At 38.3% G+C, this 24,490-nt stretch carries 21 protein-coding genes; 6 read left to right on the top strand and 15 right to left on the bottom strand.

The annotated features are described in order from the left end of the window. Nucleotides 1-6 precede the first annotated feature (6 nt). The 5 genes from hutU to cls all read right to left on the bottom strand — a co-directional run bounded on the left by hutU (nt 7) and on the right by cls (nt 7,194). Nucleotides 7-1,659, bottom strand: a complete 1,653-nt coding sequence (gene hutU, locus KGF86_RS03000) for a urocanate hydratase (protein ID WP_186868262.1) — start codon at nt 1,657-1,659, stop codon at nt 7-9. Beyond that, nucleotides 1,656-3,179 carry a histidine ammonia-lyase gene (gene hutH, locus KGF86_RS02995; protein WP_186868261.1) on the bottom strand — a complete coding sequence of 508 codons (1,524 nt, stop codon included), beginning with the start codon at nt 3,177-3,179 and terminating at the stop codon, nt 1,656-1,658. Before hutH ends, hutU begins: the two co-directional genes overlap by 4 nt. Nucleotides 3,180-3,449: 270 nt before the next feature. After that, a complete protein-coding gene (locus KGF86_RS02990; protein ID WP_186868260.1) occupies nt 3,450-4,871 on the bottom strand; it encodes an alanine/glycine:cation symporter family protein in 1,422 nt (473 codons plus the stop codon). 189 nt (nt 4,872-5,060) lie between these two features. Beyond that, entirely contained in the window at nt 5,061-5,576 is a 516-nt protein-coding gene (locus KGF86_RS02985; protein WP_186868259.1) for an acyl-CoA thioesterase, read from the bottom strand. A gap of 181 nt (nt 5,577-5,757) precedes the next feature. After that, a complete protein-coding gene (gene cls / locus KGF86_RS02980) occupies nt 5,758-7,194 on the bottom strand; it encodes a cardiolipin synthase (RefSeq protein ID WP_186868258.1) in 1,437 nt (478 codons plus the stop codon). A gap of 139 nt (nt 7,195-7,333) precedes the next feature. On the opposite strand from cls, the gene KGF86_RS02975 reads away from it, so the two are divergent. Next, a complete protein-coding gene (locus tag KGF86_RS02975; RefSeq protein WP_186868257.1) occupies nt 7,334-7,891 on the top strand; it encodes a Rossmann-fold NAD(P)-binding domain-containing protein in 558 nt (185 codons plus the stop codon). Here the strand turns inward: KGF86_RS02975 and megL are convergent. Next, nucleotides 7,863-9,077 carry a methionine gamma-lyase gene (megL, locus tag KGF86_RS02970; protein WP_186868256.1) on the bottom strand — a complete coding sequence of 405 codons (1,215 nt, stop codon included), beginning with the start codon at nt 9,075-9,077 and terminating at the stop codon, nt 7,863-7,865. The two genes, KGF86_RS02975 and megL, sit on opposite strands and share 29 nt — an antisense overlap. Nucleotides 9,078-9,240: 163 nt before the next feature. On the opposite strand from megL, the gene rarD reads away from it, so the two are divergent. The 3 genes from rarD (at nt 9,241) to KGF86_RS02955 (ending at nt 12,099) form a co-directional block, all read left to right on the top strand. Further along, the gene (rarD, locus tag KGF86_RS02965; RefSeq protein WP_186868255.1) at nt 9,241-10,152 is read left to right on the top strand and encodes an EamA family transporter RarD; all 912 of its coding nucleotides are present in this window, start codon (nt 9,241-9,243) and stop codon (nt 10,150-10,152) included. Between the two features lie 408 nt (nt 10,153-10,560). Next, complete coding sequence (locus tag KGF86_RS02960) at nt 10,561-11,448, top strand: SGNH/GDSL hydrolase family protein (RefSeq protein WP_186868254.1); 888 nt, start codon at nt 10,561-10,563, stop codon at nt 11,446-11,448. Nucleotides 11,449-11,469: 21 nt separating this feature from the next. Further along, nucleotides 11,470-12,099, top strand: a complete 630-nt coding sequence (locus tag KGF86_RS02955) for a YpmS family protein (protein WP_186868253.1) — start codon at nt 11,470-11,472, stop codon at nt 12,097-12,099. Nucleotides 12,100-12,149: 50 nt separating this feature from the next. Here the strand turns inward: KGF86_RS02955 and KGF86_RS02950 are convergent, their stop codons facing one another. Then, nucleotides 12,150-12,764, bottom strand: coding sequence for a hypothetical protein (locus KGF86_RS02950; RefSeq protein WP_186868252.1), 615 nt, complete (start codon nt 12,762-12,764; stop codon nt 12,150-12,152). Between the two features lie 226 nt (nt 12,765-12,990). Here KGF86_RS02950 and KGF86_RS02945 point away from each other — a divergent pair, with 226 nt between their 5' ends. After that, entirely contained in the window at nt 12,991-14,613 is a 1,623-nt protein-coding gene (locus tag KGF86_RS02945; RefSeq protein WP_211741111.1) for an ABC-F family ATP-binding cassette domain-containing protein, read from the top strand. Between the two features lie 251 nt (nt 14,614-14,864). On the opposite strand, the gene KGF86_RS02940 is transcribed toward KGF86_RS02945, so the two are convergent. Together KGF86_RS02940 and KGF86_RS02935 are read right to left on the bottom strand one after the other, a co-directional pair. Further along, nucleotides 14,865-15,809 carry an NAD-dependent epimerase/dehydratase family protein gene (locus tag KGF86_RS02940; protein WP_211741110.1) on the bottom strand — a complete coding sequence of 315 codons (945 nt, stop codon included), beginning with the start codon at nt 15,807-15,809 and terminating at the stop codon, nt 14,865-14,867. 37 nt (nt 15,810-15,846) lie between these two features. After that, a complete protein-coding gene (locus KGF86_RS02935; protein WP_186868249.1) occupies nt 15,847-17,037 on the bottom strand; it encodes a glycine C-acetyltransferase in 1,191 nt (396 codons plus the stop codon). Between the two features lie 324 nt (nt 17,038-17,361). Here KGF86_RS02935 and KGF86_RS19460 point away from each other — a divergent pair, with 324 nt between their 5' ends. Further along, entirely contained in the window at nt 17,362-17,496 is a 135-nt protein-coding gene (locus KGF86_RS19460) for a hypothetical protein (protein WP_255488067.1), read from the top strand. Between the two features lie 57 nt (nt 17,497-17,553). On the opposite strand, the gene KGF86_RS02930 is transcribed toward KGF86_RS19460, so the two are convergent. From KGF86_RS02930 to KGF86_RS02905, 6 genes are all read right to left on the bottom strand, one after another. After that, nucleotides 17,554-18,312 (bottom strand): 3D domain-containing protein, encoded by a 759-nt coding sequence (locus tag KGF86_RS02930; RefSeq protein WP_211741109.1) that lies wholly within the window; start codon nt 18,310-18,312, stop codon nt 17,554-17,556. A gap of 236 nt (nt 18,313-18,548) precedes the next feature. After that, nucleotides 18,549-20,432 (bottom strand): oligopeptide ABC transporter substrate-binding protein, encoded by a 1,884-nt coding sequence (opp4A, locus tag KGF86_RS02925; RefSeq protein ID WP_211741108.1) that lies wholly within the window; start codon nt 20,430-20,432, stop codon nt 18,549-18,551. Between the two features lie 191 nt (nt 20,433-20,623). Continuing rightward, the gene (locus KGF86_RS02920; protein WP_186868246.1) at nt 20,624-21,532 is read right to left on the bottom strand and encodes an ABC transporter permease subunit; all 909 of its coding nucleotides are present in this window, start codon (nt 21,530-21,532) and stop codon (nt 20,624-20,626) included. 30 nt (nt 21,533-21,562) lie between these two features. Beyond that, nucleotides 21,563-22,525 (bottom strand): oligopeptide ABC transporter permease, encoded by a 963-nt coding sequence (opp4B, locus tag KGF86_RS02915; protein ID WP_186868245.1) that lies wholly within the window; start codon nt 22,523-22,525, stop codon nt 21,563-21,565. A 4-nt stretch (nt 22,526-22,529) separates the two neighbouring features. Further along, nucleotides 22,530-23,462, bottom strand: coding sequence for an ABC transporter ATP-binding protein (locus KGF86_RS02910; protein WP_186868244.1), 933 nt, complete (start codon nt 23,460-23,462; stop codon nt 22,530-22,532). Further along, complete coding sequence (locus tag KGF86_RS02905) at nt 23,449-24,465, bottom strand: ABC transporter ATP-binding protein (protein ID WP_186868243.1); 1,017 nt, start codon at nt 24,463-24,465, stop codon at nt 23,449-23,451. The genes KGF86_RS02910 and KGF86_RS02905 overlap by 14 nt, the downstream gene beginning before the upstream one ends. Nucleotides 24,466-24,490 lie beyond the last annotated feature (25 nt).

Here is a 24,490-nt window from a genome sequence, read left to right as displayed (position 1 = left end):
CCTAAATTACCCCCTCATCGGTATTGTGATATGATGTTTATCTGCAAATTCCTGCGCTTTTTCGTATCCAGCATCAGCATGGCGAATGATCCCCATCCCTGGGTCTGTTGTTAAAACCCTTTCCAATCTTTCCTTCGCTAAGTCTGTACCATCTGCTACAGCGACCATTCCAGCATGTAGTGAGTAGCCCATTCCAACTCCTCCCCCATGGTGGAAAGAAATCCAAGAACCACCAGCAGCTGTATTAATCAATGCATTTAATACTGCCCAGTCCCCAATTGCATCACTGCCATCTTTCATTCCTTCTGTTTCACGATTTGGTGAAGCAACAGATCCACAGTCTAAATGATCACGACCAATGACGATTGGTGCCTTCAACTCTCCGTTACGAACTAACTCATTGATTGCTAACCCCATTTTTACCCGTTCCCCATAGCCTAACCAACAGATTCGAGATGGTAGACCTTGAAAAGCAACTTTTTCCTTTGCTATATCAATCCAGCGAATAAGGGGTTTATTTTCTGGAAATAGCTCTTTAATTAATGCATCCGTACGATAAATATCCTCTGGATCACCAGATAACGCAGCCCAACGGAATGGACCTTTCCCTTCACAGAACAATGGTCGAATATAAGCTGGTACAAAGCCAGGAAAGCTAAATGCTTTTTCAACCCCCTCATCCTTGGCAACTTGTCGAATATTGTTCCCATAATCAAATACTATCGAACCTTGTTCCAGATAGGTCAACATCGTATCAACATGTTTCGCCATACTTTGCTTTGCTAGTGCCATATACTTGTCAGGGTCCGCTTTACGGAGTGCTACCGCTTCTTCGACCGAGTAACCTATCGGAATATAACCATTTAACGGGTCATGTGCGGAAGTTTGATCTGTCACGATATCGATCTTAATATCCTGCTGTAAGAGAGCTTGATGAACCTCTGCTGCATTGCCAAGTAATGCAATGGATAATGCCTTTCCCTGTGCTTTGGCTTCCTTAGCCCATCGGATGGCTTCATCGATACTATCTGTCATCACATCGCAATATTTCGTCTTTAAGCGTTTTTCAATACGGTCTCTATCTACTTCAACTGCTATGACAATTCCTTCGTTCATGGTTACCGCTAAAGGTTGCGCTCCACCCATTCCACCAAGACCAGCAGTTAATGTAATGGTCCCTTTTAAAGTCCCACCAAAGTGCTTTTTCGCAACTGCAGAGAATGTCTCATACGTTCCTTGTAATATCCCTTGCGTTCCGATATAGATCCAGCTTCCCGCTGTCATTTGCCCATACATCATTAGTCCTTTCTGATCGAGTTCATGAAAGTGCTCCCAGTTAGCCCATTTCGGTACTAATACCGAATTAGACAGTAACACTCTTGGCGCGTGTTTATGAGTTTTAAAGACTCCAACAGGCTTACCAGATTGAATCAGCATTGTTTCATCGTTTTCCAAAGTTCGTAAGGTGCGTACAATCACATCAAATGCATCCCAATTTCGTGCTGCTTTCCCAATACCTCCATACACAACAAGCTCTTGTGGATTCTCTGCCACCTCCGGATCTAAGTTGTTATACAGCATTCTCAGAGCTGCTTCCTGCTCCCAACCTTTACACGCTAATTCCAACCCCTTTTTAGCACGTACCTCTTTTCTTTTCATACATTTTCCACCTCTCCAATTTGATTCATAACCTGACTTGCATCTGATTCCTTCAGCCAAGCTGTTAGCCTTTCTATATCTGTTGAAAACACGCGATCCTTTCGAATACTTGCAACTACCTTTCGAGCTTTGTTGTAGAACTCTCTCGTACTCGTGGCCATTTTTTCAACGCCTCGATATTCCACCGCCTGCATCGCACAAATGAGTTCAATTGCAATTACCCTTCTTGTATTTTGCAACATGGCTAGTGCATGCCTTGCAGCAATCGTTCCCATACTGACATGATCCTCTTGATTAGCTGAAGAAGGAATCGAATCGACACTAGCAGGATGGGCCAAGGTTTTATTTTCCGAAACGAGCGCCGCTGCACTATATTGCATAATCATCGCTCCCGATTCTAACCCTGGATTCGGACTTAGGAATGCCGGTAAATCATTTAGCTGAGGATTTACAAGGCGTTCAATTCTTCGCTCGGCAATATTAGCTAGTTCCGCAATGCCAAGCTTTAAAAAATCCATCGTAAAGGCAATAGGTTGACCATGAAAATTACCACCAGATATAACCTTCCAATCCTCTGAGAAAATTAATGGATTATCTGTTACTGCATTCATCTCTGTAGTTAATTTTTCTTTGGCATAGTGAAGTGTTTGCCAAGAGGCTCCGAGAACCTGTGGGATACACCGTAATGAATAGGCATCCTGTACTCGAAATTCCCCTTGTGAACTTATTAGCTTGCTATCCTGTAAACTATGTCGCATTCGTTTTGCTACATCTATTTGCTCTTGATGTCCTCTTACACGGTGCAAATCTGCATCCAATGCTTCTCTAATGCCACGTAACCCTTCCATTGTCATGCAAGCTGTTAACTCACCTTGATGTAACAACTTTTCCATCTCTAAATACGCCACAACCCCGGTTGCGGTCATCGCCTGGGTTCCATTAATTAATGCTAAACCTTCTTTTGCTTTTAAGATTAAAGGTGTTAGCCCATTACCTTGTAATGCGTCCATGCTTGGCATCCGCTTTCCTTGATAAAACACTTCTCCCTCACCCATCACTACTAGAGCAAGATGGGATAATGGAGCCAAGTCACCACTTGCACCAAGAGAGCCCTGCTGGGGAATGACCGGACAAATGTTAGCATTGACTAGATTTATTAATGATTGAACTAGTTCAACCCGAACACCAGAATATCCTTGGGCAAGTGCATTTGCTCGAAGTAGTACCATTGTTTTACTAATTTTTTCATCGAAGGGTTCGCCTACACCACAAGCATGGGAGTGAATTAAGTTTAGTTGCAGTGCTTCTAAGTCTTCATCACTAATTCGATGGTCACTTAACTTGCCAAAGCCCGTATTGATTCCATACATCACTTTTTTATCCTGGAGCATTTCCTCTACGATTTCGCGATTCTGTTTTAGTTTCTCTCGTTGACGATCACATAAAACGACTTGTTCATTTTGGAAAACAATCCTGCCAACATCATCTAACGTTAAGGATTTTCCTGTTAATACAATCATTACGACACCCCTTTATAGCATCACGTTACTAAGTTAAAGTGAACAAAGTAAAAGGAGGCTAGGTATATTACCTAACCTCCTTGATTATGGACAATTACTATATATAATGGATGGACTGATTTCATTACCATACCCCATTTACAATTTTCTTACTTTTCTTTATTTTAAACGCTTTCATTAGCTATTGCAATATATTGTTTAGGAGTAATTTCCCAATTATTAAGCAAAAAAATAGACATCCGCCTCATGACGAATGTCTATCCTATTACGCTATTCTTTTCCTTTCACCTGTCCAGGTTCCCAAAATTCAACTCCACTTGGATCATCCAATATTTCGCGATTAAATACAGGATCCTTCCCTGCACGACGCTGCTCACGGTAATCCCGTAATACAACATGCACAATTTTATAGAGCTTCGTGATTGCATACAGGTTGATTAATGCCATAATCGCCATCGTTAAATCTGCTAGTGCCCAAACAAAGTCAAAGCTCGCTAATGCACCAAAAGCAACCATTGCTAATACTGCCAGACGATACACAAATAACCATCCTGGGCTATCTTTAATATAGCCAATATTACTTTCACCATAATAGTAATTCCCTAATATAGAGCTATAAGCAAAGAGGAATATCGCAATCGCAATAAAGATTCCTGACCAATCACCAACATGCTGCGTAAAGGCGTTCTGTGTTAATTGGATTCCATCTAAATCACTGCCAGCATAATTACCTGCAGTTATAATGATAAATCCTGTTGCTGTACAAATTAATAACGTATCAAAGAATACTCCTAATGCTTGGATTAATCCTTGTTTTACCGGGTGAGACACTTCTGCTGTCGCGGCAGCATTAGGTGCACTCCCCATACCTGCCTCATTCGAGAATAATCCACGTTTAATTCCCATCATGATTGCTGCACCAAATCCACCACCAGCAACCTCTCGTAAACCAAATGCATTAGCAAATATAAGTGATATGATTTCAGGGATTGCACCAATATTGATTAGCACAACATAAAAGGCAATCAGTAAATAGATGGTAGCCATAACTGGAACGATTACTTGCGACACATTCGCTATACTTTTTAAACCGCCAAAAATAACTAATGCTACTAGGACTAATAATATAATTGCCATTGTAGATCCTGAAATATGAAACTGATCATCAAACGCAAGGCTAATCGTATTCGATTGCACAGAGTTGAATACGAGCCCATATGTAAATGTTATCGTAATCGCAAATATGATCCCTAACCAACGGCTTTTGAGGCCTTTTTCCATATAGTAAGCAGGTCCACCACGATATTGGCTCTTTTCTGGAACCTTATATACTTGAGCTAACGTACTTTCTACAAAGCCCGATGCCGCTCCTAATAAGGCAATTACCCACATCCAAAATATTGCACCAGGGCCACCAATGGCAACAGCTGATGCTACCCCAGCGAGGTTACCGGTTCCAACTCTAGATGCTGCACTAATTGCAAATGCCTGGAATGAAGACGTACCTTTCTTACCCGAGGCATTAATACTTCGCTTGTCAAAGATAACCCGGAACATTTCTGGAATGTTAATGAATTGAACAAGTTTCGTTCGTATTGTAAAATACAAGCCTAATCCAATTAATACAATAATAAGTACATATGACCATAAAATATCATTAGCTTCACCAACTAAATTTTCAATAAACGTCATCATGTAACCCCTTTCTCTTCTGTCTTAGCTACATTCATATGCTTAGGATAACCAATTATGAGAATTTCCCTCACAATAAAGAAAGAAGCCCTATAAAAATAGGCTCCTTTTCTAATGCTATGCAGGAAAGATTATTACACTTTCCTATTTGCCTAGAAACACACATCTTATAATTTTACTGTAAGATGTCTAATTATTCCACGGATATGATGTTCCAAACTTGTCGGCGAATTCTCTGGAATACTTTCTTCGCTCTTTACGGCGCTCTGCACGTAAAGGTGCACCTTCATGTAACAGCTTCTCTGATTCAGTCTCTGGGTAAACCTCTGGTACGGGAACAGGGCGTAGATTTTCATCCACCGCTACAAAGGTTAAAAAGGCCGTTGCACATACTTTACGCTTCCCTGTAAGCAGGTCTTCTGTTACTGCTTTTACGAATACTTCCATCGATGTATTACGTGTCCAAGTGACAAATGCTTCCACACAAATAGAGTTACCTTGCTTTACAGGCTCTAAAAAGTCAACAGAGTCCGTAGAAGCTGTAACTACCGCTTTACGGCAATGGCGAACCGCTGCAATTGCTGCGACATCATCAATATGAGCCATTAACGTACCACCGAATAATGTGCCGTGATAATTGGTATCTGGTGGTAATACATGAGATGTTTTAACTGCTAATGAACTTGAACATGGTTTTTTTTCCAATTGAACATCACTCCAAAAGTTAGTTAACGAATATAAGAGAACCCTTTTCTATTAAATAAGCGGTAAAACGTCCTCAGTCAGACCCTTGCGAACGATAATAGGAAACCAGATAGGACCCCTTGCTGATTCTAGCCACCTTTTTACGTTTAATAAGCAAATCATAATCGTACGATTACTTCTCCTATAGTATTGGTGAGAGTAATCTTGATACCGATTCTTTTATTCGTATTCCAAACGAACGTTTGTTGTAGAGTTTACTCGTCATTTGTGTGGAGTTCCCTACATCCTCATGAAAGGCTTCGACTAGCTTTGCTGCAAGGGTACGGTCATACAGAAAAGCATTCACTTCGAAATTCAAACGGAAGCTTCTCACGTCAATATTCGCCGTTCCAACAGAAGCAATTTTACCATCTACCACAATTGTTTTTGAATGTAGAAAGCCTTTTTGATAAATATAAACCTCTGCACCTGCTTGTAACATGTCTCCTACATAGGAAAGCGTTGCCCAATATACAAATGGGTGGTCTGGCTTATTCGGAATCATAATTTTCACTTTAACACCAGATAAGGCTGCTATTCGAATCGCATCTCTTAAGCTCTCATCCGGGATAAAGTAAGGAGTCTGTATATAGACGTATTCTTTAGCGGACAAAATCATTTTTATATAACCATTTTTGATCTGCTCCCAGTTCGAATCTGGACCACTGGAAACAATTTGAACACCTGCTTTACCCTTTGGTACAGAAGCATAGTATCGTTTATCATAATGAATATCCTGCTTCGAAGCCTGGTTCCAGTCTAGAATAAAACGAGTCTGCATACTTTGAACTGCATCACCGATAATTCTAAGATGCGTGTCACGCCAATAACCAAACTTCTTACTCTTGCCCAAATACTCATCGCCAATATTAAATCCACCGATGTAACCTACTTTCCCATCAATAATAGCTAGCTTTCTGTGATTGCGATAATTGAGCTTGAAATTAATTTTCGGAATCAATGATGGGAAAAATGCCTCTAATTGTACCCCAGCTTTTCTGAGAACTTTCATATATTTTGGTCTTAAAGAACGAGTACCAAGAGCATCATATAGCACCCTAACTTCTACGCCTTCTTTCGCCTTTTTGAGAAGCATATTGGCAATTTGTAAACCTAATTCATCATGACGAATAATGTAATATAATAGATGAATATGGTCTTTTGCGCGTTCCATATCATCAAGTAATGACTTGAACTTCTCTTTTCCATCCACAAATATGTCGATGGCATTATTTTGAGTTAATATCGCATCATCATTTCGTAAATGTAAATAGTACAAGTCCTTATACTCTTCTAATTCATTAAAAACAAATTGATTATTTTCAATCGCTCTTAGCTGGGACTGAACCGTCTTCTTCACACCAAGCTTAGATTTTGCATCCCATGTGAAGATACGCTTTCCGCTTAATCGTCTACCAAAAATCAAGTACAAGAAGAACCCAGCAATTGGTATGAAAAGCAATACCATGAGCCATGCCCATGTGGCCGTAGCATCTTTACGCTCTAGGAATACAATTGATATTCCTAGTGCAATGTTAAACAATATAATCGCAAATAATAAATATGGCATGAATTCCATACCAATTACCCCTCTATCTAAATAAAATTAATCCGATTCACCAAACTAATGAACATAAGTAACTATAGCATACTTCTTGTATGTTCGTTTATACAGAACCATTCATTATATAATAATATAACAGAAGGGGGATAAAAGCATGACTAAAAATTCATTTGCTATTGTTATCGGTGGAACAGGAATGTTAGAGAGAGTTTGTCACTTTCTCGCAGAAGAAGGTTATGATGTGTATGTCGTGCATCGAAATAAAAATAAGTTTCAAGCTATGCAAGGAAGATGCCTCTTTCCCCATAAGCTTTATTCCATCTCAGTTGATTACCATGATGAAGCTGCACTTCAAAAAAAGATACAAGAAGCGATCCAACTAAAAGGTGGGTATCCCGATCTAATCGTTAGCTGGATTCATAATTCCGCTCCCCATGCATTACCAACGATTTTAAAGGTAGTAAAGGAGAGAAAGAAACCTTGGAAATTAATTCACGTACAAGGAAGCTCTTCTTTCTTTGTAAAAGAAAACACGACTGTACCTGATAATTGTGAATACAGACGTGTTTATTTAGGCTTCGTATTAGAAAATAGAAATTCCAGATGGCTCACACATGAGGAGATCGCAAGTGGTGTCATCAAAGTGATTAAGCACGATTATCGAGAAACTGTCATCGGGACCCTTAAGCCTTGGAGTAAGCGTCCGAGTTAATCTTGATTTGGTTAAGTGCTTGCTCCAAATCCGCCCAGATGTCCTGCCAGGCTTCTAATCCAACTGACAAGCGTATTAATTGATCGGTAATTCCCATCTTTTCTCTAGATTCTTCTGGTACAACGGCATGGGTCATCGTTGCGGGATGCTCAATTAATGTTTCGGTATCGCCAAGGGAAACGGCAATCTTTAAGAAAGATAGATGGTTTAGAAAGGCTTGCGCATCTTTCTTTGTCCCTTTTAATGAAAATGAAATGACTCCCCCGCCACGCCTCATCTGTTTTTTCATAATAGGATAATCTGGGTGAGACTCATCATTTGGATAATACACGGTTGAAACATTAGGGTGCGCCTTTAAACGCTTCACTATTTCCTCAGCATTCGTACAATGACGTTCCATCCGAACAGGTAATGTTTTTAACCCCCTTAACAATAACCACGCATCAAATGGTGCTATAACACCACCGATATCCTTTAACGTAGTCATTGCGATCTCATCTAATAAATCCTTCTTTCCTACTGCTAGACCTGCAATGACATCTCCGTGCCCTCCTATATATTTCGTTGCGCTATGAAGCACAATATCACAGCCTAAATCTAATGGATTTTGTAAATAAGGTGATGCAAACGTATTGTCTACAACAACTACTATGTCATTTTCTTTTGCAACTCTTGCTACCATCTCTAAGTCAATCAGCCTCATTGTCGGATTAATAGGTGTCTCCACATAGATACAGACTGTTTCAGGCTTAATCTTAGAACGAATCGCCTCCTCTGTCCCCATGCTGGAAAAATCATGTGTAATATTATATTTTTCTTTCATCATCGTTAATAATCCAAATGTACATCCATACAGTCCAGAAGAACAAAGGACATGATCATTTGCCTTCGTTAAGGCAATTAAAACAGCCGATATCGCGGCCATTCCTGAGCTAAATGCCAGTCCTCGCTCCCCGTTTTCAAGCGCAGCAATTCTTTCTTCTAATATGGTTACGGTTGGATTTCCTAGTCGAGAATAAATGTACCCATCCTCTTCACCCGCAAAGCGTCTTTCCCCTTGCTCTGCCGATTCAAATGTGTAGGTCGAGGTTTGAAATAATGGTGGCGTAAGGCTTCCTAACATCTCTTTTGTATCATAGCCCTCATGAATAACAGACGTTTCCATATGTTTATACGAACGTGTCATACTTCTCCTCCTCAACTTTAACTTAATACGGAATCTACTACTATCATATTCTATTACCCTAAATTATGAAAGCGTTTTCTTTTGTTTCCCCTAAGCCTTTTAATTGCCTTTTTATAAAATCAGTTCTAACATTAGTAATTATTTGAAGAAAAGAAGGGTTAACATGGAGCAGAAATCTGATAAAATTGGCATGCTATATGCAGTGTTTGCATATGTAGTTTGGGGACTTCTTCCGATTTATTGGAAGTTAATTGAGGAGGTGCCAGCAGGGGAAATTTTGGCACACCGGATTGTTTGGTCCTTTGTTTTTATGATAGTTGTTGTTCTTTCTATGCGAAAATGGCAGGGGCTTGGGACAGAATGGAAACGGATAGTAAAAGATAAGAAAAAACTCATTAGTATTACCTTAGCTTCTGTTGTCATTAGCTTGAACTGGCTCGTCTATATTTGGGCCGTTAATAGTGACCATATGCTACAAGCAAGTCTAGGATACTATATTAATCCATTGGTTAGTATTTTACTAGCGATTATCGTACTAAAGGAAAAGCTAACTAAAAGTCAAACCGTATCTGTTATCTTAGCGGGAGTAGGCGTTTTATACCTGACCGTGAGCTATGGTGTCTTTCCTTGGGTATCCTTATTCTTGGCCGTTAGTTTTGCATTATATGGTTTATTTAAGAAAATGGTTGATATTCCTGCCATGTATGGGCTAACCATTGAAACGTTGATTATTACACCTATTGCGCTTATATATCTATTTCTTATACCGGAGAATTCCTTTTCTGTGCAGGATATTACCTCTATGAAAAATCTCCTTTTAATCGGTGCTGGTGCAATGACCGCTATTCCACTGCTATTGTTTGCCAGTGGTGCTAAACGGATACCATTAGCAATGGTCGGTATCCTTCAGTATATCGCACCAACCTTAATGTTGTTGATTGGCGTATTTATCTATCATGAAACATTTACCAGGGAGCATCTTATTGCCTTTAGTTTCATCTGGCTCGCATTAGTTATCTATCTAGGATCCATTTACCGATTCCCAATGCGAAAAATGAAAATGCGTGATCGTTGAAATGTCCATTGACATAGCCTTTCTGTGCCGCTAATACAAGATGCAAATCAATAGAATGCATACGTTCCGTAGCTTTGTTATGGCAAAAAACAAGTAATGATTAATTAAGAGCTATTCAAAACGATAACGTATTATATTTACCATCATGTCTTCTATGTAGGACATGATGGTTTCCTAATTTTATACGATAAATGGAGATAAAAAAATTCTTCCCGGACAAAAGATGTACATTTTTGTAACAAGCTTGGCAAATGTCGATTGATTAATTTTGACAATTTTCTCTTTCACTTTTAAAACAATGAAAAAATGGGTATATATAATAAAATCAGTAGATTTGTATTTTAGGCTTTCATACATTAAAGTAAAAGCAAATTGTATACAAAATAGAACTAATATAGGTGTGTTTACATGAAAAAAAAGACAATCATCATGATTATTACACTTGCTTCTATATTTGTCTTAGCTTGCGTGTTAGGACTATATCGTGAGCAGCTATCCTCCCCTGCCTCTCCTGTAGATCGTGCAGAAAATGCGGACGTGACCAATCAGGAAACATCAGAACCAGAAGCAACAGAGGATATCCCTAATAAAGCATCCCATACTCCTTTTACTGAATTTAGTAAAGAATTTAAAGCTGCGATTCAAAGCACGATTAAATTCTTTTCCAACCAAGAAAGCCATATTGTTGCGATTGGTGATTCCTTAACACAAGGAGTTGGGGATAGTACCAAGCAAGGTGGATATGTTGGCATTTTAGATAGTCAACTAAATGCTGATGCTAATCTTGTAACTTTTGACAACTATGGGAAACGGGGTAACCGAACAGATCAATTGCTTAAACGTATAGATGAGCCCGAAATAGTAAAATCACTTAAACGTGCTGACATTGTGATTATGACGATTGGTGCAAATGATATTATGCAAGTATTAAAGGAAAATTTTACGAATATCACCTATGAAGCCTTTTCTAAAGAAAGAGTTAATTATGAAAAACGTTTACACCAAATATTTGCAAAGCTCGAGGAGCTAAATCCAAATGCATCAGTTTATCTCGTTGGTTTTTATAACCCGTTTCAACAATATTTCGAGCATATCAAAGAGCTGGATATGATTGTTGATGATTGGAACCATACAAGTGAACAAGTTGCGAAGGAAGCTGGTGCAACCTTTATCCCTACAAAGGACATTTTCATCAGTACAGAAGTTAATTTATTTGCAGACGATCATTTTCACCCGAATGATTTCGGATATAAACTGATAGCAGAAAGAATATTAAACTATTTAGTTATAGAATAGCTTGTTAGAAGGTGGAGCAGTATGGAACAAGAAAAACCGAATAAAAATTTATGGAAAAGCTCCTTTATAGCTCTACTCCTGTTGAATTTTTCCGTGCTAGTCATTATTGCCTTATTGATTTTTTGGCCAGTTGAACGATCAAAAGTTCCAGCCGGAGAGCATCAAACAACCCAAAACAGTTCTGAGTTTATCATAAGAACAACCAAGAAGAACTTAAATGAGCTCATTAATGCGTATATGTATGAGTATATGAAAGACTCCAAGCATAAGTATAGTGTTTCTTTAGAGGAGGATGTGCAATTAGTTGGGGAATTACCCGTATTCTCTACGACAGTTCCACTCTCTATCCGCCTAGAACCATTTGTGCAAGATAATGGGGATGTTGTTTTAAAGCAAAAGTCGATTTCATTAGGCTTGCTGGAGCTTCCAAATAAGAAGGTCATGGAGTATATGAGTAAATACTTGCCCATGCCAAATTGGGTCACGATTAACCCGGACGATGAAGAGATATATGTAGCCGTTACTCAAATGGATATTAAGAGCAACTTCCATGTCAGTGTCGAACAGATGGATTTAGAAGCAAATAACCTCTCATTTAAACTAAAAGTACCATACGAAACTCTAGGCATAGAGACCTTTTTAAGTAAATAGACAGAAAGGGCCAATTTCCCTAACACAGTAGGGAAATTGGCCCTTTATATTTATCTACTAAAGACTAATTGCTTTACTTTTTTAGAAACCAAATGAATTAGTGATTGCTTCGGTAAATCTAGTACTTCCTCTCTAAGCTGATACTTCGGATAGTCTCCTAATCTACCTTGATATAGTAACTTTAATTCCGTATTTTCTCTTATATCAGATGGTGTCACCAAGTTGGTTGGCTTCGATAGCTTAAAAGAATCGGTATCCTGCATAACGGTTGCAACGAATTGGGAACAGAAAAACGCATTCTTTCTACGAATCTCAATTTTAAAGGCAATACCTAATAACCCAATAAAGTTATATTTATAGTCTGCGGAACGCTTTTCAATCTCTTTTATATGATGGCGTATTTGCACATATTCTAGTTCAGTTACATTTAATGCATAGATCGCACTATTAGCGTGTTTTAAAAATTCACCTCTAATATCTTCCCGAACAAAGCCACCACTAAACGGATTCTTTGGATTAACACGTCCGAAGCTATATACTTCTTTTAACTCATGATCAAAACCAATTGACACATGATTTAACGACTTATTTGTATATAAGTTAATCATTCTTGAAAGGTATGTCCCAGTATCTGTAAAGATAAAGTAGATAGTCCTTTCTCTCATGTTTTCCCCTCCACTCAGGACTTTCACCGAGCTTTTTTCTCATACCAACCACTCAAAAAACGGATATACCAAAACTTTACCGAAAAAACAACAAATATACAAGACAAATTTACAATTTAATTTATTGAATACTGGTAAATAGTAGATAAATCAAGGTTTTGCATTGACTAACGCCTTTAAATTTCGTAAGCTTACGATAGTAATATTATTGGAGGAAAACTTATACATGATAACTGTAACGAATGTAAGTTTACGATATGGCGATAAAAAGTTGTTTGAAGATGTTAACTTAAAATTTACACCTGGCAATTGCTATGGCGTAATTGGCGCTAACGGTGCAGGAAAATCTACATTTCTAAAGATCCTCTCCGGTGAAATTGAGCCCCAGACCGGAAATGTATCCATGTCTCCTGGTGAACGTTTAGCTGTACTAAAACAGGATCACTTCGCTTATGAAGATCATCCTGTATTAGAAACTGTATTAATGGGACATGAAAAACTATATGCCGTAAAGCAAGAAAAAGACCAAATTTATATGAAAGCTGAATTCACAGAAGAAGACGGCATGCGTGCTGCTGAACTTGAAGGCGAATTTGCTGAAATGAACGGTTGGGAAGCTGAATCGGATGCTGCAATTCTTCTTAAGGGACTTGGTATTGAAGAGGAGCTTCATAGTAAGTTAATGTCCGATTTAACGGAAGAACAAAAAGTTAAAGTTTTACTAGCACAAGCGTTATTCGGCAACCCTGATATTCTTTTATTAGATGAGCCTACAAACGGATTAGATATTCAAGCAATTCAATGGTTAGAAGAATTTTTAATAAACTTCGAGAATACGGTTATTGTCGTATCACACGATAGACACTTTTTAAATAAAGTATGTACGCACATTGCAGATGTTGACTATGGAAAGATCCAAATATATATCGGAAACTATGATTTCTGGTATGAGTCCAGCCAATTAGCTAGCAGAATGGCACAGGAAGCAAACAAGAAGAAGGAAGAAAAAATTAAAGAACTACAAGCCTTCATTGCACGATTTAGTGCTAACGCTTCTAAGTCTAGGCAAGCAACATCCCGTAAGAAAATGCTTGATAATATCACGTTAGACGATATTAAGCCATCATCTAGAAAATACCCTTATATTGCCTTCACACCAGAGCGAGAAATCGGAAATGACCTACTTCGTGTCGAAGGTTTAACCAAAACCATTAATGGAGAAAAGGTATTAGATAACGTTAGCTTTATCATGAACAAGGACGACAAGATTGCCCTAGTCGGTAAAAATGATATTGCTAAAACAACGCTATTTAAAATTTTGGCAGGAGAAATGGAGCCAGACGCAGGTACGTATAAATGGGGCGTTACCACATCCCAATCCTATTTCCCGAAAGATAACAGTGAGTATTTCCAAAATGGTGATTTGACCCTTGTTGATTGGTTGCGCCAGTTCTCACCTGAGGACGAAACCGAAACATTCCTACGTGGGTTCTTAGGAAGAATGCTATTCTCCGGTGAAGAAGCACTGAAGAAGGCAAACGTGCTTTCCGGAGGGGAAAAAGTGCGTTGTATGCTATCAAAAATGATGCTATCTAAAGCGAATGTATTATTATTAGATGATCCAACTAACCACCTAGACTTAGAGTCTATCCAAGCATTAAACAATGGTCTAATTAAGTTTAAAGGTTCAATCCTATTCACTTCTCATGACCATCAGTTCATCGATAGTATTGCTAATCGCCTAATCGATATTACCCCTAACGGAATTATCGATAAAGAAATGAGCTACGATGAATACGTACAAGATAAAGAATTACAGAAACGCATTAAAGAGATGTATGCAAGTTAATAGATAGTTAATGAACCGAGCCCCCTGCGTTGTTGTAGGGGGCTTTTTATATGTTTGCCTCCGTTTTTCTAGGTGCATCTAATGGTGACTTGGGCGTATGTGTGACTTCTTTGGGCGTATCTTTCTCTTGCTTGGGCTCATCTTCCTACCTCTCGGGCTCATCTCCTTCTCCTTTGGACCCATCTTCCTACCTCTCGGGCTCATCTCCCCCCAAAAAAGCGCCCCCACATCCGTGAGGGCGCTCCATTGTATTATTTTAACTTTTCTTCCACTTTCTCTAGCATTTCCTTTGTCATATTGTCTATATCATATTTTGCTTTGAATCCCCATTCCGCTTCTGCTGCTGAGGAATCGATGCTGTTTGGCCAGCTGTCGGCAATTTTTTGTCTGACAGGGTCTACATCAAAGGTTAATTGGAATTCTGGAATATGCTTTTGTATTGCTTTGGCAAAATCCATCGGTTCCGCTGAAATAGCAGAAATATTAAATGCATTACGATGTACTAGCTTAGTAGGATCAGCTTCCATTAATTGAACAATGGCATCAAGGGCATCTGGCATAAACATCATGTCCATGTAGGTGCCTTCTGCTATATACGACGTGTATGCTTTTTGTTTAATCGCTTCATAATAAATTTCCACTGCGTAATCGGTTGTACCACCGCCAGGAGGGGCTACATACGAAATTAATCCTGGAAAGCGTACTCCCCGTGTATCGACACCATAACGTTCAAAATAATAATCGCAAAGTAGCTCTCCTGCTACTTTGTTTACACCATACATTGTTGTAGGTCTTTGTAAGGTGTCCTGTGGGGTACTGTCCTTCGGTGTTGTAGGTCCGAATGCGCCAATTGAACTTGGTGTAAAGAACTGTAAATTAATCTCTCGGGAAACTTCCAAGGCATTCACAAGTCCACCCATATTAATATCCCATGCAACTTTCGGCATTTTCTCAGCGGTTGCTGATAAAAGTGCTGCCAGATGCATGATTGTGTCTACCTGGTAGTCCTTTGCTACCTCATATATACGCTTCTCATCCGTTACATCTACTACTTCAAATGGACCTTTTTCGCTTTCTTCTTCTGAATAACGAATGTCTGTTGAAACTACATTTGCGACCCCATATATACTTCTTAGCTTCGTAACCAGCTCTGAGCCAATTTGTCCTCGAGCACCTGTAACAAGTATCTTTTTCATCGGTTTCTCCTCTATTCAAAAATCTAAAAGATGCAAATTATATTAATCCCATATCTTTTCCTACTTTTTCATAGGCGCTAATAGCCTCATCGAGCATTTCCTTCGTATGTGCTGCAGTTGGCATATTGCGTACACGCCCAGTCCCTCTAGGTACCGTTGGGAATACGATTGACTTAGCATAAACTCCTGCTTCGAATAATCGTTTACTAAACTCTTGCGCTGCTTTTTCTTCGCCAATGATACAAGGAGTAATCGGAGTTTCACTATCCCCAATATCAAAGCCTAATTTTTTCAGACCAGCTTTTAAATAATTTCCATTTTCCCACAGCTTGTCATGTAATTCTGTACTTTCCATTAGAATCTCAACAGCCTTTTTACTTGCTGCAGCATCTGCTGGAGATACAGCAGTGGAGAATAAAAATGGACGAGAACGTACTTTTAACCAATCAATTAGATTTGCCTTACCAGCAACATATCCTCCGATAACACCAATGGCTTTGGAGAGCGTACCCATTTGGAAATCCACTTTATCTTGTAATCCAAAATGCTTCACTGTACCTGCACCTTTTCCTAGTACACCAGATCCGTGTGCATCATCGACATACGTAATTAAATCAAATTCTTCCGCAATCTCTACGATTTCCGGAAGCTTGGCTACATCCCCATCCATTGAGAATACGCCGTCGGTAATTACCATTATTTTATTATATTGACCAGATTCAACCGCTGCTTTCGCCTTCTGACGTAAATCATCCATATCGGAATGTCCAAAGCGAATAATTTTGGCTCTAGATAGACGACATCCATCAATGATAGATGCATGGTTTAATTCATCAGAAAGGATGGCATCATGTTTATCCATTACAGCTGAAATAGCAGCCATATTACAGTTAAAACCAGATTGATACGAAATAACAGCTTCAGTACCTTTAAATTCAGCTAATTTCTTCTCTAGTTCTATATGCAAGTCCAAAGTACCATTGATTGTACGAACGGCACCAGCACCTACACCATGGGATTCTACTGCCTCTTGAGCTACTTTCTTCAGCCTCTCATCAGTTGCTAGCCCTAGATAGTTGTTAGAAGAAAGATTGATTAAGCTTTTCCCATTAATCGTAATAACCGGTCCGTTAGCACCTTGTACTGGATCTATTTCATTGTAAAGTCCATTTGCTTTTAGATCAGATAAGTTTTCATTTAAAAATCTATCTAATATTTTACTACTCATTTGGAAATACCTCCTATTTATAGAAAATCATTTTTTGTAAGCGTTACCATATAGTTAATCATATTAAGTTTATCATAAGATGCTTTAAATGTTTAGGAAGATACACATTCAAAAACGTTGTTAAGAAAAACACTTAAATATAAGTAATGTAGCCTTTTTAAATGGGCTATCTTATAGAAATTTTTCAAGCTTTTTTCCTTTCTTTCCTATTAATACACTCATTTGCAATATTTACCGGAGATTAAATATAAATTGTCATTGTCTATCCCATAGACTATCTATTATACTAGCATTATGGGACATAACATGATGGAGGAATCAGCTGTGAGAAAGATATTAGTTGCCCTATTTCTTATGATCGTAATTGGGTTTGGTATTGTAGGTATTAACCAGCAATTAATAGAGCCTGAAGAAATGATTCAAACCAATAACCCAAATTCTATTCAAACACAATCTTGAAATAAAAAAATGGAAGCATCGATTATAATGCTTCCATTAGTTGTTACTCTTCTTTATTTATTCCACAATTGTTACATTTACTTCTCTGACTCCCCAATCCAAGGCTTCTTCTTTAGTTGGGAGATGAATATCGATTCGATTTCCTTTAATTGCACTACCGATGTCACCAGCAATTGCGTATCCGTATCCTTCAACATACACTTTAGACCCTAACGGAATCACATCCGGATCTACTGCAATTACTTTTGCATTTCTATCCTCATTTAAGTTAATCCCGGTATAAGTAATACCTGTACACCCGTCACATTCAGCGGTATATGCAGTAGCTACTACGCTTAATGTTTTACCTTCCGGCTGGTCATCATTCGTATTACTTTCTTCTTCACTTGCTGTACTTGATTTCACTTCAGTTGGTTGAATAGAATTAGCAGCAGCAACTTCCTTCTCTTCTGCTTTCTCATCTTCTTCCTCTTCAGCCTGCTTTAATATTAGTTCTTGTCCAACTAATATTAAATCTGAAGTAAGCTTATTCCATTCTTTCAACTCTTCCACAGATACACTATTTTCCTCCGAGATTCCAAAGAGTGTATCTCCCTTTTCTACTAAATATTTCTTATAGATTGCTATTTGTTGTTTTGGATAGATTATATCAGATTCTAGTTCGTTCAGTTCATATAATGATTCTACGGTTGTTTCATATTCATTTGCAATTCCCCATAGTGTATCACCTTCTACTACTTCATACTCAAGTGCCGAAGTGCTTAGTGGAGATGCAAACATTAATCCTGCAGCTATAGTTGCTACAATCGTCTTCATAGTAGTCCCTCCTTATTTTTCGGACAAAGCCTATCCTAACACAGGTTAGTAGACTATGCCGTTACAAGACTTTTAAAAGTCTGTTACAAGGATTGCCAAAACTACTATGTTTTATTACAAAAGTTATAGATTTAAGTCAATATTACTAGATTAGTACTTTAGTACGGTCTATATTACGTAAAAATTACATAGAAAAACGAAGAAGCACTTAAGCTTCTTCGTCTTCTTATAAATTATTAGTTACCATCTTTGAATGGCTCTTCTTGTGTAACAGCTAGTTCATGAAGTCCCATTGTGCTACCACGTTCAATTGTATAGTTTTGAACACGGTTGTTAACAGGGACTAACTCAGCACGGTATAGTGTAGGGAATACTGGGATATCCTCTACCATTAGTTCTTGCCATTGCTTGTAAATGTCCTGACGATATTCAACATCAAAGGCGTTTAATGAATTACCCTCTAAAAGTAATTCTGTACTCTTCTCACTTTCATAGCGTGGGAAGTTAAAGATTTGGTCTGGTCCGTATAATCCATAAGGGTTTACATCTGTACCAGTTCCCCAAGCACCTTGATAAATATCAATTTCAGGGTCGTCATCTCCTTTTTCACCTACACGCTCATAGAAAGAGTTGAATTCTAGAAGACGACCGTCAATTAATTGAACATTTAGACCAACATTTTTCCAAGATTGGATATAGTATTGTGATAGTGGTTCCGCAACATCTCCACCTGACATTGAAGCAAAGTTAATTACTAGCTCCTCACCATCTGGAGTTTCACGGAATCCATCTCCATTAACATCCTCATATCCAGCCTCATCTAAAATTCGGTTAGCTTCGTCTGGATCAAATGTTGGTGTTTCAATAGTTGAATCATGGTAATCGCCGAATGGAGGAATGATTAGTGTCGTTGCATTCCAACGTAATCCATTATAGAATTGTTTACCTACTGCATCATTATCAACGGCATACCACATTGCACGTCGTAAGTTTACATCTGCCATTTTCTTATCGGGATCCATAACAACTTTCTTCTCTTCTTTATCCCAATGTCCTAGCTTGAATCCAATATACGTATACGATAACTCTGTTCGGCCTAACCATTCAATGTTAGTCAAATTAGCGTTATCTACAAATTGATCAGATGGAAAGCTATTAACCATATCTACATCGCCAGTTTTTAATGCCTGAACAACTGTATCTGGATTTACAACCTTTAATACTACTTGATCTAAGTTTGGTTCTCCACGCCAGTAATCTTCAAACTTTTCATACACTACTGATTCACCAGGCACGATACTCTTCACTTTAAATGGTCCCATACCTATTGGGTTTTTACGAACTAAATCATGTTCTTCCATTTCTGCTACAGGAATATCTTTAAATAAATGTTTAGGCATTGCGTAAGGCCATACACCACCTGTTAGTAAGGATGGTTGAGACTCTTTATACGTAATCTTTAATGTTTTTTCATCAACAATTTCGATACCTGAGATTGTATCTGCTTCACCAGCATTGTACTCATCCATACCGATAATACCAGAGAAGTCTGGGCCGTAACGAACACCTGGATAATCCGGGTGACCAATGACTTCAAATGAATATGCCCAGTCTTCCGCTTTTACAGGCTCACCATCATGCCAATTAACATTGTCACGAATCTCAAATGTAAACGTTACCCCATTCGGGTATTCATCGGTTTCATAAGGCTCTGTTTCGAATGTTGCAGCCCCATCATTAGTGTAAGTAAAGGTATCGTCTATTGATAGTAACGGCTCGTCAAACCAACTAATTACAACAGAATCAGGGTTACCTGAATAGAAATTATAGTTTAAAGTACCTTCAAATACTGTATCAGATACTAAACCATAATTAAGTGTTCCACCTTGAATGGCTTCCCCTTCATTGGTTTTCGTTAAAGCGAAATCCTCGATGTTGAACAACCCATCGTCCTCTGCAGGTTCCTCATCATCTTTGTCACCATCTTGACCCTCATCTTTAGAAGTATCTGGATCATCTTTCGGATCTTCATTAGCTGTGTTGCCACTACATGCAGCTAATACTAATAGTAAAGAAAGCATTAGTGCAAATAGCCACTTTGTTAAGTTTGTCTTGCTCATGCTAAATACCCTCCCTTTTTTTAAACCCTTTTATTTGTCGAATATTTCGACAATTTATACTCAACATTAACACAACCTTTGTGTTAATGTAGGTAACAATCATTAGTTTTTTACCCTACCAATCTTCTAAGCCTCACCCCCCTATAATGTGCTGACATGATGACTCGTTTAAGTAAAGCTTCAACTATAAATTATCCTCTTCTTTGACGTGCATCTGTTGCACGTTTCAATGCCTGACCAACGTTATTAACACATAACATTAATAGGAGAATCATTACAGAAGCTGGTACCCATATCCACCACCTAAATTCCAATGTTTGTGGGTTTCTTGCATAACTTAGTAATGTTCCTAAACTAGGTGTGTTTTCTGGAAAACCAAATCCTAAGAAGGAAAGACCAGATTCTAATCCAATATTAGAAGCTAAATTTAATGTCATGGTTACAATAATCAAAGAGCTACAGTTTGGTAGCAAATGCTTAAATATAATTTTTACATTTGATGTACCTAGTGTTTTCGCTGCTTGAATATAATCTAATTCCTTCTCCTGCAATGCTTTTGATCTAATTAATCGGGCGATTCCCATCCATAGAAAGGCCGTCATGATAAGTGAAAATGTAACAATACTATATTTCGGTACAATTGCAACGAATGTAATTACAATCATGGTAAATGGTAAGATTAAGAAGAAATCTAGGATACGCATCATGACGTTATCGATATGCCCGCCAAAATAACCAGAAGCTAATCCAAATATAACTCCAATAAGTCCTGTTAACACTGTTACAATGATTGCAATCGAAAGTGAATTTCGTGTACCGATAATTAACTGTCCAAATACATCTCGACCACCATAATCAGTTCCTAGTATAAAATCTTCTCCAGGTGGTTCATATATTGCAAATAAATCAACCTTTACAATTTCGTCTTGATCCAGTACAATGGATACTCCGTAAACAAATACGGTAATACCTACTAAGAATATTAAAGAAATTAATGCCAGCTTATCTCTGACCAATTCTCTCCAAATTATGCTAAAACCTGATGGACTCTTGATTACTTCCTTTGATTTCACTTCTACATTTGCTGCATTTGCTTCCACATTTTTCACCTCACTATATACCTCTAAAATTTATTTAATACGAATTCTCGGATCAATTAGACTCAAGATAATATCTGAAAGTAAAGCACCCATGACAGAAGCTACACCGAATAATAAAGTCGTAGCTGTCACGACACTGTAATCCCTTAGGCTAATCGATTCTATTAACAATTGCCCCATCCCAGGATATCCAAAGATATTTTCAATAAAGATAGAGCCACCAATTAGTCCAGTAATTTCAAATCCGAAAAATGCTGCTATTGGTAATAGTGAGTTTCGCAAAATATGGCGATTATAAACTCGTTGTTCAGAAGCACCTTTAGCTCTTGCAAGTAAAATAAAATCCTTTTGTTTCGTATCAACTATCTCATTTCGTAGATATTGAATCGTACTGTATGTTGTAATAAGTGCCATTGATAATGCTGGTAATAACAAATGATATAATTTACTCATAAAATAATCGAACGTTCCAGGTTCTAGACCTGGGGTGACACTTCCACTAGTTGGGAACCATTGCAACTGGAACCCGAATATCCAAAGCATTACTAGTGCAAAGATAAACAGTGGCGTTGCAAACCCAACATATGAATAACCAGTAATTAGCTGATCCCTAAACGTATCATTATATCTTCCACTTGTAATCCCTAGTGGTATCGCAATTAAATAGGTAAAAATTAACGTTGCTACCGATAACCAGAATGAATTAACAATTCGCTGTCCAATTAATTCGGTAACGGGCATTTTAAAACGGAAGGACTGACCAAAATCACCTTGTAACACTCCTCCGACCCATCTAGCATATTGCTCATGCCACGGATCATACCAACCCAGCTGAATTCGAAGTTCTTCTAAACGCGCAGGATCAACATTCGGGTCAATTTGCCCTGAGAGTGCATCCCCTGGCATCATTTTTGCTAGAACAAATATTAGTATACTTAACAGGACGAGTTGAGGAATCATTATTAAAATACGGCGTAAAGAAAATTTCCACATAATATCAACCTTTCTCTGGTAAAGCCACTAAGTGAGTTTCATTTATCGGTTTTAACCCGTAGGCTAAACCTTCCTCATCAAAGTAATCATTATAGGCTTGTTCATATTCTGTATTGACCTCTTCACGGAATCTTTTCATTTCTTCCCGTTTTTTCGGATCGATATCTGGTATTGCTGCTACCAGTCTTTTCGTATAAATATGCTGTGGATCATTAAAGATCTCTTCTGCGGTTCCTTCTTCCACAAAGCGTCCTTTATACATAATGCCAATATGATTACACATATGTTTAATGACACCTAGGTCATGACTTATGAACAAGTAAGTTAAATCTAACTCATCTTGAATTTCTTTCATAAAGTTCAAGACCTGTGCTTGAACCGAAACATCCAATGCAGAAACAGGTTCATCGGCAATGATTAATTTTGGCTTCAACGCGATTGCTCTTGCAATACCAATTCGTTGTCGTTGTCCACCAGAGAATTCATGTGGGTACTTCAAGATGCTTTCTGGACTAAGACCAACTAATTCAAGTAACTCTTGTACGCGAATTCTCTCTTCTTTTCTACTTAAATTTTCAAAGTTTCGAAGTGGTTCCGCTACAATATCGACAACCCGTTTTTTCGGATTTAATGAAGAATATGGATCCTGGAATATCATTTGAATATCTTTTCTTATTTCTGTTTTCGCTCTTCTTACTCCTGTTATATCTTTGTCCTCAAAAAGCACTTTTCCAGAGGTAATATGATTTAATCCAATAATGGCTCTACCAGTAGTTGACTTACCAGATCCTGATTCACCAACTAGACCATATGTTTTCCCTTTTTCTAGTGTGAAGGATACACCATCTACAGCTTTTACGTGCCCAACTGTTCTTCCGAATACGCCACCTTTTATAGGAAAATGTACTTTTAAATCTTCTACTTTAAGAAACCCCATGTTGCGCTTCCTCCTTACTCTCTGCTGGGAAGTCAAAATGTTTATAGCAGCTACAACGAACGAAATGCCCTGGCTTTACTTCATGTAATTCTGGATTTGCTTCATGCGCTGTTTCTGCCACCCAAGGAATCCTTGGAGCAAAGCGACAACCTTCACGTGGCAATTTTTGTAATGAAGGTACAATACCTTGAATAACATGCAATTTATCTTGTCCTTCTTGTGTATTTGGAACAGAGTTAAATAATGATCTCGTATATGGATGTAATGGTTCTTCAAACAGAGTCATGACGTCTGCAATTTCAACGATTTGCCCGGCATACATCACTGCCACCCTGTCTGCCATTTCAGCAACTACCCCTAGATCATGGGTAATAAGAACTATACCAGAATCCAAATCATCCTTTAAATCTTTAATTAAGTCTAATATCTGAGATTGTATCGTAACATCTAGAGCAGTTGTTGGCTCATCCGCAATGAGTAATTCCGGATCATTTGCTATAGCAGTTGCGATAACTACCCTTTGCCTCATCCCCCCAGATAACTCATGCGGGAATTGCTCATACACATGTTCTGGACGTGGAATTCCAACTTTACTTAGTAGATCAATTACCTTTTCTTTACGCTGATTCTTGGTAAGGTCTTTTTTATGAAGGAGTAATGTTTCTCCTATTTGATTACCGATATTCATTAATGGATTAAGGGCAGTTAATGGATCCTGGAAAATCATACCCATATCATTCCCGCGTAGCTTATTCAGCTTTGACGCAGTCATTCCGACTATGTTTTCTCCTTTGAATAAAATCTCTCCCTCCATCTTTGCACGATTATGTAATCCCATAATAGAGAAGGCTAATGCACTCTTACCACAGCCAGATTCCCCAACAATGGCTAGCACTTCGTTTTTATTTACCGTAAGTGAAACATTATCCACCGCTGCATAATAATCGTCCTTAATCCGGAAAGATGTCTTCAAATCTCTGATTTCCAATAACTTCTCTGCCAACCTTAATCCCCCTAACTAAAAATTG

The organism is Ornithinibacillus massiliensis (assembly GCF_018310345.1).
Lineage (GTDB): Bacteria > Bacillota > Bacilli > Bacillales > Amphibacillaceae > Ornithinibacillus > Ornithinibacillus massiliensis.
Note: the sequence above shows the minus strand (reverse complement) of the source record. Positions and strands in the feature narration are given on the sequence as shown.